Source organism: Idiomarina sp. X4 (assembly GCF_002808045.1).
Classification (GTDB): Bacteria; Pseudomonadota; Gammaproteobacteria; order Enterobacterales; family Alteromonadaceae; genus Idiomarina.
This window is the reverse complement of the sequence record NZ_CP025000.1, coordinates 1,591,243-1,606,589: the sequence shown is the minus strand read 5'-3', so window position 1 is coordinate 1,606,589 and position 15,347 is coordinate 1,591,243. Positions and strand designations below refer to the sequence as shown.

At 49.1% G+C, this 15,347-nt stretch carries 14 protein-coding genes; 9 read left to right on the top strand and 5 right to left on the bottom strand.

Going from position 1 to position 15,347, the window contains the following annotated elements:
- Window positions 1-6: 6 nt before the first annotated feature.
- The 4 genes from CWC33_RS07670 to metK form a co-directional block, all read right to left on the bottom strand.
- Complete coding sequence (locus tag CWC33_RS07670) at window positions 7-1,188, bottom strand: phosphoglycerate kinase (RefSeq protein WP_100691459.1); 1,182 nt, start codon at window positions 1,186-1,188, stop codon at window positions 7-9.
- Window positions 1,189-1,215: 27 nt separating this feature from the next.
- Window positions 1,216-2,235, bottom strand: a complete 1,020-nt coding sequence (gene epd, locus CWC33_RS07665; RefSeq protein ID WP_100691458.1) for an erythrose-4-phosphate dehydrogenase — start codon at window positions 2,233-2,235, stop codon at window positions 1,216-1,218.
- Window positions 2,236-4,236 (bottom strand): transketolase, encoded by a 2,001-nt coding sequence (gene tkt / locus CWC33_RS07660; protein WP_100691457.1) that lies wholly within the window; start codon window positions 4,234-4,236, stop codon window positions 2,236-2,238.
- Between the two features lie 90 nt (window positions 4,237-4,326).
- Window positions 4,327-5,472, bottom strand: a complete 1,146-nt coding sequence (gene metK / locus CWC33_RS07655) for a methionine adenosyltransferase (protein ID WP_088767460.1) — start codon at window positions 5,470-5,472, stop codon at window positions 4,327-4,329.
- 115 nt (window positions 5,473-5,587) lie between these two features.
- Here metK and CWC33_RS07650 point away from each other — a divergent pair, with 115 nt between their 5' ends.
- The 6 genes from CWC33_RS07650 to CWC33_RS07625 all read left to right on the top strand — a co-directional run bounded on the left by CWC33_RS07650 (window position 5,588) and on the right by CWC33_RS07625 (window position 9,641).
- Window positions 5,588-6,319 (top strand): 16S rRNA (uracil(1498)-N(3))-methyltransferase, encoded by a 732-nt coding sequence (locus CWC33_RS07650; protein ID WP_100691456.1) that lies wholly within the window; start codon window positions 5,588-5,590, stop codon window positions 6,317-6,319.
- Window positions 6,320-6,329: 10 nt separating this feature from the next.
- Window positions 6,330-7,274: a glutathione synthase gene (gene gshB / locus CWC33_RS07645; RefSeq protein WP_100691455.1), complete on the top strand. Its 945-nt coding sequence runs from the start codon at window positions 6,330-6,332 to the stop codon at window positions 7,272-7,274.
- Between the two features lie 61 nt (window positions 7,275-7,335).
- Window positions 7,336-7,893, top strand: a complete 558-nt coding sequence (locus CWC33_RS07640) for a YqgE/AlgH family protein (RefSeq protein WP_100691454.1) — start codon at window positions 7,336-7,338, stop codon at window positions 7,891-7,893.
- Window positions 7,890-8,324, top strand: a complete 435-nt coding sequence (gene ruvX, locus CWC33_RS07635; RefSeq protein WP_100691453.1) for a Holliday junction resolvase RuvX — start codon at window positions 7,890-7,892, stop codon at window positions 8,322-8,324. Before CWC33_RS07640 ends, ruvX begins: the two co-directional genes overlap by 4 nt.
- Before the next feature lie 37 nt (window positions 8,325-8,361).
- Complete coding sequence (locus CWC33_RS07630) at window positions 8,362-8,652, top strand: hypothetical protein (protein ID WP_088767455.1); 291 nt, start codon at window positions 8,362-8,364, stop codon at window positions 8,650-8,652.
- Between the two features lie 20 nt (window positions 8,653-8,672).
- Window positions 8,673-9,641 (top strand): hypothetical protein, encoded by a 969-nt coding sequence (locus CWC33_RS07625; protein WP_232709773.1) that lies wholly within the window; start codon window positions 8,673-8,675, stop codon window positions 9,639-9,641.
- A 12-nt stretch (window positions 9,642-9,653) separates the two neighbouring features.
- On the opposite strand, the gene CWC33_RS07620 is transcribed toward CWC33_RS07625, so the two are convergent.
- A complete protein-coding gene (locus CWC33_RS07620; RefSeq protein WP_100691452.1) occupies window positions 9,654-11,042 on the bottom strand; it encodes a PhoH family protein in 1,389 nt (462 codons plus the stop codon).
- 147 nt (window positions 11,043-11,189) lie between these two features.
- Between CWC33_RS07620 and rapA the strand changes: the two genes are divergently transcribed.
- Genes rapA through CWC33_RS07605 form a run of 3 tightly spaced genes read left to right on the top strand, consistent with a single transcriptional unit; the run spans window position 11,190 to window position 15,344 of the window.
- Window positions 11,190-13,850 carry an RNA polymerase-associated protein RapA gene (rapA, locus tag CWC33_RS07615; protein WP_100691451.1) on the top strand — a complete coding sequence of 887 codons (2,661 nt, stop codon included), beginning with the start codon at window positions 11,190-11,192 and terminating at the stop codon, window positions 13,848-13,850.
- Window positions 13,850-14,506: a pseudouridine synthase gene (locus CWC33_RS07610; protein WP_100691450.1), complete on the top strand. Its 657-nt coding sequence runs from the start codon at window positions 13,850-13,852 to the stop codon at window positions 14,504-14,506. Before rapA ends, CWC33_RS07610 begins: the two co-directional genes overlap by 1 nt.
- Window positions 14,507-14,552: 46 nt before the next feature.
- A complete protein-coding gene (locus tag CWC33_RS07605; protein WP_100691449.1) occupies window positions 14,553-15,344 on the top strand; it encodes a DUF3530 family protein in 792 nt (263 codons plus the stop codon).
- Window positions 15,345-15,347 lie beyond the last annotated feature (3 nt).

Sequence of the window (15,347 nt, the reverse complement as noted above, 5' to 3'; positions counted from 1 at the left end):
TTGTGTTCAGGCGTCGTTTGCGCGCTCTTCTAAAACGGCTACTGCGGGTAAGGTTTTACCTTCCAGAAACTCCAAAAATGCTCCGCCACCTGTTGAAATATAGCTTATCTTATCAGCGATACCATATTGATCAATGGCTGCAAGGGTGTCTCCACCACCTGCAATTGAAAATGCATCACTATTTGCAATGGCATCAGCAATGGCTTTTGTACCATTTCCAAATTGCTCAAATTCAAATACGCCGACAGGACCGTTCCAAACAATCGTGCCCGCGTTCTTGAGCATAGCAGCGAGTTGTTCTGCGGTTTTGGGGCCAATATCGAAAATCATGTCATCATCGGCCACCTTATTTACCGCTTTCGTTTCCGCCTTTGCTTCCGCGCTAAATTCTTTGCCTGTGACAACATCAACGGGTAATGGAATGTCGCCGCCTTTCGCTTGCGCTTGCTCAACCAGGCGGTTTGCCTCGTCAGTCAGATCGGCTTCGTACAAAGACTTACCCACATTATGACCAGCCGCCGCAACAAAAGTGTTCGCAATACCACCGCCCACAATCAGTTGATCAACAACGCCGCTCAACGACTCCAACACCGTCAGCTTAGTTGAAACTTTAGAGCCACCAACAATAGCCACTAATGGGCGTTTCGGGTTTTCCAATGCTTTGCCAAGGGCTTCTAACTCGGCTGCCAACAGCGGACCGGCACACGCGACTGGCGCATATTTAGCAACGCCATGTGTCGATGCCTGAGCGCGGTGAGCCGTGCCAAATGCGTCCATAACATACACGTCACATAAAGCAGCCAACTTCTTAGCTAATTCGTCGTCGTTTTTCTTTTCACCAACGTTGAATCGAACATTTTCAAAAATAACCAATTCGCCCGAGTCAATCTCAACGCCATTAAGATAGTCTTTGCATAAACGAACCGGGCAGTCGAGTGCGTTTGCCAAGTAATCCACAACCGGCTGCATAGAAAACTGCGCGTCATATTCGCCTTCGGTGGGGCGACCCAAATGCGACATCACCATCACCTTTGCGCCGCCGTCTAAGGCTGCTTTAATGCTAGGAATAGCGGCTTTCAGGCGAGCGTCTGATGCCACTTTGCCATCTTTAACCGGCACATTCAGGTCTTCGCGAATCAGGACGCGTTTATTCGATAAATCCAAATCAGTCATTGCAACGACAGACATGTAAAACCTCTCTTCTGTAAATTCAGATTAAAGCTGTTCAGCCATTTTGCGCGTCGTATCGAGTAAACGATTCGCAAAGCCCCATTCGTTGTCGCACCAGCACAATAGCTTCACCAGTCGCTTATGACTGACGCGCGTTTGAGTGCCATCAACAATGGCTGAGTGAGGGTCATGGTTAAAGTCGATGGAAACCAGCGGCTCTTCGGTATAGTCCAGGATGCCCTGCAGCGCACCAGCGCTATGCTCTTTCAACACTTTGTTCACCGTTTCCAGCGTCGCGTCGCTATTGAGCGTAACGCTTAAGTCCATTGCGGTAACATTGGTCGTCGGGACTCGCACCGCAATGGCTTCAAAACGACCTTCTAAATGCGGCAATATACGCTCAATACCGCGAGCTAACTTCGTATCAACCGGAATAATTGAACGCCCGGCAGCCCGGGTACGCCGTAAATCGGGGTGATAAGCGTCGATAACTTGCTGATCATGCATTGCCGAGTGAATGGTGGTGATAGCGCCTGAGTCTATGCCAAATGTGTCGTCCAGTACTTTAATGACCGGTACAATACAGTTCGTCGTACACGAGCCATTCGAAATGACTTTATGCTCGGGCAACAATTCATTTTCATTCACGCCATAAATGGCGGTAAAGTCGACATCTGGCTTACCCGGATGCGAAAACAAGACCCGTTTCACACCTTGTGCCAAATAACGCTGACCATCGCTCTGACTGCCATAGACGCCGGTACAGTCGACCACAAAGTCGACCTCATAGGACGCCCAATCAATGGCTTCAATGCCAGTTTCATGTTCAAGCGCAATGTCGTCTCCGGCAACCGTTAGCTCGTCCTGTGACTGCGCCACTTTGAAACCAAAACGGCCATGACTGGAATCATATTTCAGTAAATGAGCGATAGCTTCAGACGCGGCTGGCTCGTTAATCAGCACAACTTGAATGTTGTCCCGGTACTTATTCTCATAAAGCGCACGCAAAAAGCTTCGGCCGATGCGACCGAAACCATTAATTGCTATACGAACGGCTTTGCTCATTTACGCTTCCAATAAACGTTTGGCAGCGGACACAGCATTTTCAGCGGTAATGCCAAAGTGCTTGTATAAATCACCAGCAGGGGCTGACTCACCAAAGGTTGTCATACCAACTACCTCGCCATTAAGGCCAACGTATTTCAACCAAAAATCAGTAATACCGGCTTCAATAGCCACACGGCGCGTCACATTCGCCGGCAACACCGACTCTTTGTATTCAGCACTTTGAATATCAAACACATTGGTCGATGGCATAGAGACAACGCGCACCTTGTGGCCTTCTTCCGACAGTTGCTGATAGGCTTCAACGGCCAAGTCAACTTCAGAGCCTGTCGCAATGAAAATAACCTCAGGTTCGCCGTCGCAATCTTTCAGAATATAACCACCGCGGGCAATACTCGCTAACTGCTCTTCGTCTCGCTCTTGTTGTTGCATTCCCTGACGGCTAAACACCAGTGCCGACGGCGTTTTGCTGCTCTGTATTGCCGCGCCCCAGGCTACCGCCGTTTCCACAGGGTCACATGGGCGCCAGCATTGCAGGTTTGGTGTTTGACGCAAGTTGGCTAACTGCTCAACTGGTTGGTGTGTTGGACCGTCTTCTCCCAGGCCAATAGAGTCATGGGTGTAGACAAAAATGCTTGGCTGTTTCATTAGTGCCGCCATACGCACGGCGTTACGGGCATATTCCATAAACATCAGGAAGGTAGCACCATAAGCTTTGAAGCCACCATGCAGTGTCACACCATTCATAATAGCCGACATACCAAATTCGCGGACACCGTAGTAAACGTAATTACCGCTAGCGTCGTCTGCGGTGACGCCCTTGGCCCCGTCCCACAACGTTAAGTTAGAACCCGCTAAGTCAGCAGAGCCACCTAACAGTTCTGGCAGTTTCGGTCCTAGTTCGTTTAATACATTCAGTGATGCTTTACGGGTTGCGATTGCTTCCGGCGCATTCTGTAGTTTCTGTGCGTAATTGAAGACTGTTGTCGAGAAGTCTTCCGGAAGTTCGCCATTCAGTCGGCGTTTCAGCTCTTGCGCAAGTTCCGGGTGCTCTTGTTCATAGGCTACCCAACGCTTATTCCACGATGACTCCACCGCAGCGCCTTTGTCTTTTGCTGACCATTGCTGGTAAACGTCGGCAGGGATTTCAAATGCATCGTGCGACCAGTTCAACTGCTTGCGCGTAGCGGCTATTTCATCATCGCCCAGCGGAGCGCCGTGACAGCTTTCAGAGCCTTGTTTATTCGGCGAGCCAAAGCCGATAACGGTTTTACAGATAATCAATGTCGGCTTATTAGTTTCTGAGCGCGCGGCTTCTATCGCCTGCGTAATTGCTTCTGAGTCATGACCATCGACCGCTTCAATCACTTGCCAACCATAAGACTCAAAACGCTTGGCCGTGTTGTCGGTAAACCAACCTTCTACTTCACCGTCAATCGAAATACCGTTATCGTCATAAAACGCAATCAGCTTGCCAAGACCCAACGTACCTGCCAAGGAGCAAACCTCGTGAGAAATGCCTTCCATTAAGCAACCGTCACCTAAAAAAGCATAAGTGTGGTGATCAATAATGTTGTGATTATCACGATTAAACTGTGCCGCCAGCACTTTTTCTGCTAAAGCCATTCCGACAGCGTTCGCAACGCCCTGACCTAAAGGACCCGTTGTCGTTTCAACCCCCGGAGTGTATCCGTATTCCGGGTGACCAGGGGTTTTTGAATCTAATTGGCGAAACTGCTTTAAGTCGTCAATGCTGAGGTCATAACCAGTAAGGTGTAGCAGAGAGTAAATCAACATAGAGCCGTGACCATTGGACAACACAAAGCGGTCACGGTCGGCCCAGTCAGGGTTATCAGGGTTATGTTTTAGGTAGTCACGCCATAACACTTCTGCGATATCTGCCATGCCCATTGGCGCACCGGGGTGTCCCGACTTGGCTTTTTGAACAGCGTCCATGCTAAGCGCACGGATGGCATTGGCGAGATATTGACGTTCTGACATTAAAAACCCCCTGAGGATGAAGAGCAACTTGCGATGCGCGTATTCTCCACATTTCAGGGGGTACAAGCAAATTTATTGGTTAATTTCTGACTAAATATCAGCCTGTAAATCAGCCGCTTTATCCGTTTGCTCCCACGGTAAGCCATCACGACCAAAGTGCCCGTATGCGGCGGTTTGCTTATAAATAGGACGTTCCAGGTCGAGCATCTTAATTAAACCATAAGGGCGTAAGTCGAAGTGACGACGCACTAATGCAATGAGTTGCTCTTCTGAGTACTTAGATGTACCGAAGGTATCAATGCTGATGGAGGTTGGCTCCGCAACACCAATGGCGTAAGAGATTTGCAGTTCACAACGCTCTGCCAAACCGGCGGCGACCAAGTTCTTAGCAACATAACGCGCCGCATAAGCCGCACTGCGGTCAACTTTTGACGGGTCTTTACCCGAGAAAGCTCCGCCACCGTGACGTGCCATGCCGCCATAGGTATCTACAATGATCTTACGACCCGTCAAGCCGCAGTCGCCCATCGGGCCACCCACCACAAAACGACCGGTAGGATTAATATGGAATTGCGTGTCTTTGGAAACCCACTGCTCCGGCAATACCGGTTTAATGATCTCTTCCATCACCGCTTCGCGCAGCGTTTCCTGGGTAATATCTTCTCTGTGCTGAGTTGACAGAACCACGGTATCAATAGCGACAGGTTTGCCGTTCTCATAAACAAACGTTAGCTGACTTTTGGCGTCCGGGCGTAACCAATCTAACGTACCGTTAGTACGCACTTCCGATTGGCGCTGCATAACGCGGTGTGCATAAGTAATTGGAGCCGGCATAAGTACCGACGTTTCATTCGAGGCATAACCAAACATTAAGCCCTGGTCACCTGCCCCCTGCTCTTCAGGTTTGTCGCGGTCAACGCCCTGATTGATGTCACCGCTTTGCTTACCAATGGCGTTTAATACTGCACAAGACGCGCCGTCAAAACCCATATCGGAATGTCGATAACCAATGTCTTTGACGGTTTGACGTGCAAGGTCTTCAACGTCAACCCAGGCCTTGGTTGAAATTTCTCCGCCAACCAATACCATCCCGGTTTTTACATACGTTTCACAAGCAACACGGGCCTTAGGATCTTTCGCTAAAATAGCGTCTAAAACTGCATCAGATATCTGATCGGCAATTTTGTCCGGATGCCCTTCGGACACTGACTCTGAGGTAAACAGGTGACGTGACATATGCCCACTATTCCTTTATTTTGATGAAATCACTCAATACTGGTTGCATAATGTAACCGATCACTCTTTTTTTTTCTACTTCTGGACGTCTAAAAGTCCGAATAAGGCGAATAGCATGCGAGTACCGCGGATCTTTCACCCTGATCCCATCGATATAAACGTTGAAACCGAACTGAGTGCGGACGGTTTCCAACACCTGATAAAAGTGCTGCGTTTAAACGTAAATGACCCCATTGTCTTATTCAATGGGGACGGTAAGAATTACTCAGCAACCATTACCCAGGTGACTAAAAAGTCTGCGTCTTTTAAGGTAGCAGCCGTGGAAGATAATGACACCGAATCCCCGGTTCCAGTGCATTTAGGACAAGTCATCTCACGGGGCGATCGTATGGACTTCGTATTGCAAAAATCGGTAGAGCTTGGGGTGAGCGAGATTACGCCGCTCTTTAGCGAGCGCTGCGGCGTCAAGCTCAGCGGTGACCGGCTCGAAAAAAAGCAGCAGCAATGGCAGAAAATAGTGCGCTCGGCTTGTGAACAGTGCGGCCGCAGTATCGTACCGAACGTTAAACCGGCACAGACTCTGGAAGACTTTATCAATAACAGCTTTGACGGGCTACGACTGACACTAGACCCAACCGCCGAGCAGCCACTGTCTTCTTACACGCAAGCCGATAAAGGCATTCAGCTATTGATTGGCCCCGAGGGTGGCTTCACCGACGAGGAAGTCCTTGAGGCCGAACAGCAGGGCTTTAAACCCATGAAGTTAGGCCCAAGAATACTAAGAACCGAAACCGCAGCACTGTCTGCTTTAACCGCGGTGCAGTATCAGTTTGGCGATTTACGCTAAAGGAGTTTATATGAAGAAGTTAGCCATGGTGATGGATCCTATCGCCGATGTGAAAACCGAAAAAGATACGAGCTTCCGCTTATTGCTGGAAGCACAGGCACGCGGTTATCAGTGCTTTTATCTGGAACTGGGCGACTTAGTCATCGACAACGGTAACCCGATGGCGTTTGTCCAGGAAGTCACGGTACGCGACCAGAAAACCGACTTTTACAGCCTGAAAGACAGTGAGTATCTGCCACTGGATAGCTTCGACGTCATTATGATGCGCAAAGACCCGCCGTTTGACAGTGAGTTTCTTTATGCCACGCACATATTAGAGCTGGCCGAACATCGCGGCAGTTTGGTCGTGAACAAACCACAAAGCCTCCGTGACTGCAACGAAAAGCTATTTACGTCGTGGTTTGCTGACGCCATTGCTGACACGGTGGTGAGTGCTCGCGCTGACGTCATAAAGGCGTTTCACAAAGAGCACGGCGATGTCATTTTAAAGCCACTCGACGGTATGGGCGGCGCATCGATATTTAAGGTGACGGCTGACGGTAACAACCTCGGCGTTATTATAGAAACACTGACAGAAAAAGGTCGGCGTTATGCGATGGCGCAGAAGTATTTACCGGAGATAAAAGATGGCGATAAACGCATTCTCATTATTGATGGTGAACCGGTTCCGTACTCATTAGCCCGCATTCCCAGTGCCGGCGAAACGCGCGGTAATCTAGCGGCTGGCGGCACTGGCCGTGCCCAACCCTTGTCTGATAGCGACTGGGCACTAGCACGCAAAGTCGGCCCGGAACTTAAGAAAAAAGGCCTGATTCTGGTTGGTCTGGATGTCATCGGCGACCGTATAACAGAAATAAACGTGACTAGCCCAACCTGCATGCGGGAAATTGAAAACGCTTACGACATTAATATTGCCGAGCTTGTTTTTGAGGCAGTCGAGTCAAAATTGAATTGAATTTCGACGTGATGGCCCCATATCGGAAGTAGAGATTATCGTTAAGGAGTCGGTGAATCGGATGAACAGCTTACAAAACCATTTTTTGATAGCAACCCCTATGCTGAATGATCCAGCATTTAAGCGAACCGTGACTTACATTTGTGAGCACAACGAAGATGGCGCTATGGGGCTTGTCATTAATCAACCTGCCGAACTTAGTGTGACCTCGCTGCTGGATAAGCTGGAAATTGTTTACCCGGAGAATAACGAGTATCTGCAAGGTCAGGTTTATCAAGGCGGCCCTGTCGGTCGTGAGCGTGGTTTCGTCATTCACCCGCCACAAGACAACTGGCGCGCCAGCATGAAAATGAGCGACGATATTATGGTCACGACCTCGCGCGATATTTTAGAGGCATTAGGCTCATCGGCCGCGCCACAGCATTTTTTACTGACATTGGGGTATGCTGGCTGGGAAGCGGGTCAGCTGGAAGAAGAAATGGAAGACAACTCCTGGTTAGCCATACCGGCCGACCCGGAACTCCTGTTCAATACGCCTGTTAGCGAGCGTTGGCAAAAGGCCACAGAACAACTCGGCTTTGATGTTTGGAAGCTGGCACCTGATGTAGGCCACGCATGAGTACGGTTATCGGCTTTGACTTTGGCACCAAAAGCATTGGTGTCGCCGTCGGCCAACGTATTACTGGTACTGCCTCACCGCTTAGCGCATTAAAGGCAAAAGATGGCATTCCCAATTGGGACGCTATTGAGCAGCTATTTAAAGAGTGGCAGCCCGAGCAATTGGTTGTCGGCCTGCCATTAAATATGGACGGAACAGAGCAGCCACTCACCCAACGCGCGAAAAAGTTTGGCAATCGATTACATGGGCGTTTTGGTTTGCCGGTCGCCTTTCAGGACGAGCGACTCACTTCTACCGCCGCGCGCGAAGAATTATTCAACGCAGGAGGGTTTAAGAAACTCGATAAAGGACTTGTCGATAGTCAAGCCGCACTGCTAATTGTCGAGGATTTCTTGAGCAATTCTTTGCCAACAAGCGATAATTCGTTATAGTGTGCTCAGTAATCAGTTGATGTGACAGGAGCTGACCTTGTTTGGTAACGAAGAACCGTATTCAGTTACGGGCAATACAATTCTCTTAAAAGACGAAAATAAAAAACTTCTCTTAATCACCGGCGCGAAATACGACAACATTCTCGTATCACGCAGCGGTGTTGAGTTTACTGATTTGCCGCCAGAGCGTCGCCCTGGACTCCGGCTGGTCTCTTTATTAGAAGTCTTTAAGAAAGAAAAAACCTACTTTTTTGTCCGTGCGGGCGGTGTCGAGTACCAAATCGACCTTAAATTCGAAGAAAGCCCCATTACGGAAATGAAGTTTTAAGGGTTAATAGGAAAGCCAGCGTGACACCTCATAATGATGCGTTTGTCTGGCTTTCTTTTGTATTTCTGCTGCTATTCCCCATTAGCAGCTTTGCCCAGTCTTTTTTTCAACTCAATGAACAAGACAATCAGCTTCACTTTTCGTATCACTGGGACGACTTCGACGGCAATCAAAACACTATCGAGTTCTCCGCCGATAAGAACGACTTTCTGGCTCCATTAAAGCGTTATCGAGGATTTAATCTTGAACGAAGCCAGCGCGAATTAAGCCGACAGCTCAACCGATACATTCGTCAGCAACAATGGCGTGGCATTCAAGCCAAATTAACACCCCGCCAGCAAAGTGTTGAGCTGATAACCAGTAAAGCCAGAAGTCGGGAGCAACAAGCTCAGCTTGAGCAATACAAGCAGCGGCTGCGCGAATATTACAATGAACGTTGGGTAGATTATCTGGACTCCAATTTCTACGAAACTATCTCCCTACCGCCCGGACAACAGGGAATTATTCCTGATCATGCCGCTATAGCCGGTGAAATGGCGTCCGTTATTAAGCCGCTCATCAATGCGATTGGCGAGCAATTGGGTAACAACACCCAACGCAACTACATCAACTACGTAACCAGCTTTTTACAGCATATTCCATATAATGACTTAAGCAGCAAACTTGATAGCCGAGGCGATGGTTTCGTGCCACCGAACCAACTGATTTACTACAATCAGGGCGACTGTGACAGCAAAGTCACGTTAATGACAGCCATTATGCGCAACATCATTAACAACGCTCAGATGGCCATTATTTACCTGCCCGACCACGCCGTTTTTGGCATTAATATGAGTAAACGTGACAGTGACACCACCATTGAGCACGATGGTATTCAATACGTTTTGGTTGATGTAACCGGCCCCGCCGCTATGCCAGCGGGAACCGTCAGTGAGGAAACCGAATTTCACATTCATACCGGTCAGTACACCGTAAAACCGGTCAACTAAAGTTTTTCTGGGCTATAAATGCTCTTCTGCAAATTGCGCAAGTGAACTACGAACAACGCCATTTAGATTAATGGTGGCACTGCCCGGGTAGTCTTTAAAACGCTCCACAATGTACGTAAGTCCCGACGTCACCGCCGTTAGGTAATAGCTGTCTATTTGCGCCAGGTTTCCCGATACAATCAATTTAGTGTTCTCCCCACAGCGAGTGATTAGTGTTTTAAGCTGTGAAGCAGTTAAGTTTTGTGCTTCATCCAAAATGACAATGGCATTTTGAATACTGCGGCCACGCATAAAATTCAACGACTTAAACTGAATGTTCGCTTTTTTCATAATGTAGCTCAGGCTCGATTCCATACTTTCGTCATGCTTATGCAGAGCTTCCAGCGAGTCTGTAATCGCCGACAGCCAGGGCGCCATTTTTTCTTCTTCCGTACCCGGCAAGTAACCTATCGACTCAGCTATTTCCGGCGTATTACGGGTCACGATAATCTTTTCATAAATGCCCTGCTCTACCACCATTTGTAGCGCCGCAGAAAGCGCTAAAAACGTCTTACCACTGCCTGCCGGACCGGTCAGCACGACCATATCCATGTGCGTATCAAGCAACGCGTGCAGCGCCATTGCCTGATAAATATTTTTGGGACGTACTCCCCAGGCGTCGTAAGACATCAGGCGCTCAACGCCCAAGTCCATCAGCGTCACGGAGTCATTGTCGTAACTATCCACCCGTGCGGCAAAATGATTGGTCTCGTCAATAATGTATTCGTTAGCAAATATCTGCGGCAGCAACTCCCGTCCCACCGTGTGATAAGCGTCACGACCTTCCTGATGCGTTTCAACTTCACCAACCTGCGACCAGAAGTCCCCCTCGAATTTGTAAAAGCCTTTGGTCAACAGGCGTATATCGTCAATAAGCTGGTCAGTGCGGTAATCTTCAACATACTTCATGCCTGCGCCTTTGGCTTTCAGTCGCATATTGATGTCTTTGGTGACCAACACCACCGCCGCCGGTGCTTTATCCTTCTGAATTTCCAGCGCCGCCTGAATAATGCGGTGATCGTTCTCGGACAAAGACAGCACCGATTCATTTTGCTCGAGCTGATAGTCCGGGAATATTGCCAACGTTCCTTGAGCGTTGTGCTCTCCGTGCATGCGACTGAGTTTTACCCCATCAATAATTTCATCCGGCCGAGCCTCTTTTAACGCTTCCTCTAAAGAACGAATGGCAACCCGGGCCTCTCGGCTAACGTCTTTATTTCGGTCTTTAATTTTGTCGAGCTCTTCGAGAACCACCATGGGAATAATGACGCTGTGTTCTTCAAAGTTAAGGAAAGCAAGGGGGTCATGCAGCAGAATGTTGGTATCGAGGATGAAATATTTACCCGCTTTATTTTCAGACATAGGCGTTTACCTTTTGTCGTTATTGTTTAATTACAGCTTAGTCTAAAATTAATGACAAAATAGTGACAGAGAGAAATTTTTTCTCGGAATTTTTCGGCGAATTCAGTACCATTGCCGCCCTTAAATAAAGCGATTGGGAGTTCTGCAGTGAGTGAATTTAGAGTCGGCCAACGGTATCTCAGTGAAACCGAAACAGAAATGGGGCTTGGCCTTATCACACAAGCAGAGGGACGCCATATAACCGTCATGTTTCCTGCTAATGGTGAAGTGCGCTTATACGCTGCACAAGAGGCACCATTAGTCCGTTACCTGTTGCAGGACGGACAGCAAGGAAAGCACGCTGACGGCTGGACCTTCATTATTGAAGAGTTGTCTGAAGCGGCCGGTATTGTCACTTACCATGGCAAACGCGAAGACACGCAGGAACAGGTTACCGTTCCTGAACCCCAGTTGTCCTATCAAATTGACAACAATCCGGCATTGACGCGTTTGTTAGCCGGGCAATCTGACCGTTTAGATATGTATCAGTTACGCTGCGAAGCGAATCAGCATCTCGCAGCTTACCAAAACAGCGAAGTTGCCGGGCTGTTGGGCGTGCGTACCCAATTACTGCCGCACCAGCTTTATATTGCTAAAACGGTGGCCGATCGCTACCACCCGCGGGTGTTGCTGGCCGATGAAGTGGGCTTAGGTAAAACCATTGAAGCCGGTATGATCATAAAACGTCGGCTGATGACGGATCGATCTCAACGCGTTCTTGTCGTGGTGCCTGAATCGCTCATGCACCAATGGCTTATCGAGATGCGCCGCCGCTTCGCTTTAAGCTTTACCCTGTTCGACGAAGAACGCTGTGAGCAAGCCGCGGAGGATACCGACAATCCGTTTCTGACTGAACAGCACATTATTGTCAGTAGTGACTTTATTAAAGAGCCCAAATGGCAAAGCGCACTTTCGGACGCTGATTTCGATTTACTTGTCATTGACGAAGCGCACCACTTGCAGCCGGACGCTGACGAGTTTGCACAGGTCAAAGCGCTGTGCGAATCCATTCCGGGTTTATTGCTGTTAACCGCAACGCCTGAGCAAGAAGGCTCCGAAGGCCATTTCTTGCGTTTGCAGCTGCTTGATCCTGATCGTTTCAGTGACTATGACGCCTTTTTGAAAGAGCAGGAACACTACAAAGAACTCGCGGAGCAGGCTGAGTCTGTGACCGATGATAAAAAGCTTGATGAGCTTCTCGACAAATACGGTACCGGCCGGGTTATGTTCCGCAACCGCCGTGCCGATATAGGCGGCTTCCCTGAGCGTCGTTTTCACGCCATCGAGTTGCCTGAATTTACGCCGGACGCAGACATGCCCTGGTGGATGGATGACCCGCGGGTCGATTGGCTCATTAACCACATTAAAGAGAATCGCAACAGCAAAGCTTTATTAATCTGCAAAACGGCGGAACAGGTACTGGATTTATCGGAAGCATTGCGTGTCCTCGCGGGCGTTCAAGCAGCGACCTTCCACGAAGGCATGACATTAACGGAGCGAGACCGCTCTGCCGCCTTTTTTGCCAGTGAAGAAGATGGCAGCCCGATATTGTTGTGCTCTGAAATAGGCAGTGAGGGGCGTAACTTTCAGTTCGTCAGCCAGCTTGTTCTGTTCGACTTGCCCACCAACCCGGACTTACTTGAGCAGCGCATTGGTCGTTTAGATCGCATTGGGCAACAAAATACAATTGATATTTACCTGCCCTACAACGCCGGCTCTAACGAAGCTATTTTACTGCCCTGGTATGAGCAAGGCATGAACGCCTTTCGTCAGTGCAATGCCATTGGTCGTAAACTCTATGACGCCTTTGGTAACTTCATTGAAACAGCCCTTGAAAAGCATCAGCCCTTGTCGGATGACATCATTCAGCAAACGCAAGAGCTTAGTGAAGCCTGGCGCGAACTGAATAAGCAGGGCCACGACAAGCTACAAGCAATGAACGCCTGTCGGCCTGAACAAGCTGAGCGCATTATTGAACATATCAATGCAGACTCAGACGTTGATACCGTTGCGGACTTTATGCTCGCATTTTGGGACCGCTTTGGTGTGAACAACGAAGTTCTGGACGAGAACCGTTGGTTCATTCGCGCCAGCGAACACATGCGTATTCCAGGACTCCCTGGCCTGCCGGAAGATGGCATCACGGTCACTTTCGATCGTGTTACTGCATTAAATTTTGAAGATGTCGACTTTCTCAGCTGGGATCATCCGATGGTTCAGGCCGCTTTAGAGCTTCTGTCTTCAGACGACTTTGGAAGTACCTGCGTTGCGCAAATGAAAAACACGGCTATTCCAGCGGGCGCCTGGTTTCTTGAGCTGGACTTTACCAATACAGTAGTAGCGCCTGCTAAAACGGCGGTGCAGGAGTTTTGCCCGCAAGGTAACCTACGTCTGCTATTAGATAGCCAAGGCAGAGAGCTATCCGATAAGGTCTCCAGAGAGTTACTTGATCAGCAAGCCAGTTTCCTTGATAAAAAAACCGCTCGCCAAATTCTTAAGCAGTTACGCGGACCGGCACAAGACTTGATACACGGTGCTCAGGAGCAAGCGCGTCGCTGGCAGGAAGGCCTGATAAGCGATCAGCGTGCGAAAATCAGTGACACACTGCAACGAGAGCTCACACGCCTGGAAGCACTGAAAGACGTTAATCCGTCCGTTCGCGAGTCGGAGATTGAGGCGCTAAAAGAGCGCGAGACGACCCTACTGACAGCAACCGAGCAACCACAATTATCGCTTACAGCCATTCGTATATTGGTGAATAATCACTGATGGCTTTATTGCATTATCAGCCACCGTTAGAGCCTTATTTAGCCGTCATTTACGAGGACTCTGAATTATTGGTGGTTGATAAGCCAAGTGGCCTGCTCAGCGTGCCCGGTAAGCATATTGAACATCGCGATTCAGTATACACAAGAGCGCAGCGTGTGCTCCCTGAAATTCGGGTTGTTCACCGACTCGACATGGCGACCTCGGGCGTTATTCTGCTGGCGAAAACCCGGCTCGCACAAAGCCAGATTAGTCGTCAGTTCCAGCAACGCACCACACAAAAAACCTACATTGCAGATGTGTGGGGACAAATGCCGGCACAGCAAGGTATGGTAGAGTTACCACTGTCATGTGACTGGCCGAACCGTCCCCGCCAGCACATGGATTTCGTTACCGGCAAAGACAGCACAACGGGTTACCGCGTGTTAGCAACCCATGAAAATTATTCACGGGTTGAACTCTATCCGCACACCGGGCGTTCTCACCAGCTTCGCGTACACATGCAGGCGCTAGGTTGCCCCATTTTAGGCGACAAGTTTTACGCTCACGCTGACGCGTTTAATATGACCGACCGACTGCATTTGCACGCCCACTCATTGACCATTACCCACCCTTTAAGCGAGCAAACCGTTACTTTCACCAGCCAACTGCCTTTTTAGGTCTTTTTATTATCAAGTTCCGGTTTCTGAAGCCGATACTGGAACTATGAAACGTCATTTTCTAATCACCTTTTTGCTGTTTTTCGTCACTGCTCCTGTGTTGAATGCACAGGACGATTTGCAGCGTTACCTTCCCGAGGACCAATTGCATTGGTTGATGGATGGTGACGCTGCGCGCTTTTTAGTGCTAAAAAAGGAGTATTTACAGGCGTTCGAAAGTGGACAAATGACGCTAATTCCCGACTGGCACTATCATCCTTTGCAATCATTTTACGTCAGTTATTTGTATGAAGTGGCTCCCGACTTTGGTTGGACAACTTGGGCGTTAACACCGCCCGATAACACCATTCGCACCGACAATTTGCAAACACCGGCGACGCGCACGCATTTTCCCGAGCACGCAGACGATAGCGTATTCGAACCGCTAGTTATCGCTTTAGAAAAGCGCATCGCCTTATTGCAGGAAGAAACACTCAGCCAGCCTGGCTTTGCCGTTTGGGTAGTAGAGGGGATAACTGCGGATATAACGCTGCGACTACTCGAAAAAACACCATCAATGATGCCGGATGCACTGGTGATAGTGAATGCTTACATTCCTCAGTATCATTTCAACAAAGCACTCTCAGAGCGAATTGCCAAGTCACCGTTGCCTATTCTGGACATTCGAGCCGCAGAGAGTAACCGCTGGCTGGAGGCACAATGGTCACTGCGCAAAAAGCTCGCCACCAAATACCAGCACGTTTCGTACCGGCAACGTCAGCTACTGACGTCCGGCAACGCTGGTCAAGCTGAGTTACGCTCCACGGTTAAAGGCTGGCTGGAGTTTCATGGGTACTGATAA

Coding starts and splice junctions, on each gene's coding strand:
- metK (WP_088767460.1), bottom strand. CDS start 5,472: ATGTCACGTCACCTGTTTACCTCAGAGTCAGTGTCCGAAGGGCATCCG.
- CWC33_RS07605 (WP_100691449.1), top strand. CDS start 14,553: ATGAAACGTCATTTTCTAATCACCTTTTTGCTGTTTTTCGTCACTGCT.
- CWC33_RS07650 (WP_100691456.1), top strand. CDS start 5,588: ATGCGAGTACCGCGGATCTTTCACCCTGATCCCATCGATATAAACGTT.
- CWC33_RS07610 (WP_100691450.1), top strand. CDS start 13,850: ATGGCTTTATTGCATTATCAGCCACCGTTAGAGCCTTATTTAGCCGTC.
- ruvX (WP_100691453.1), top strand. CDS start 7,890: ATGAGTACGGTTATCGGCTTTGACTTTGGCACCAAAAGCATTGGTGTC.
- CWC33_RS07670 (WP_100691459.1), bottom strand. CDS start 1,188: ATGTCTGTCGTTGCAATGACTGATTTGGATTTATCGAATAAACGCGTC.
- CWC33_RS07640 (WP_100691454.1), top strand. CDS start 7,336: ATGAACAGCTTACAAAACCATTTTTTGATAGCAACCCCTATGCTGAAT.
- tkt (WP_100691457.1), bottom strand. CDS start 4,236: ATGTCAGAACGTCAATATCTCGCCAATGCCATCCGTGCGCTTAGCATG.
- CWC33_RS07620 (WP_100691452.1), bottom strand. CDS start 11,042: ATGTCTGAAAATAAAGCGGGTAAATATTTCATCCTCGATACCAACATT.
- gshB (WP_100691455.1), top strand. CDS start 6,330: ATGAAGAAGTTAGCCATGGTGATGGATCCTATCGCCGATGTGAAAACC.
- epd (WP_100691458.1), bottom strand. CDS start 2,235: ATGAGCAAAGCCGTTCGTATAGCAATTAATGGTTTCGGTCGCATCGGC.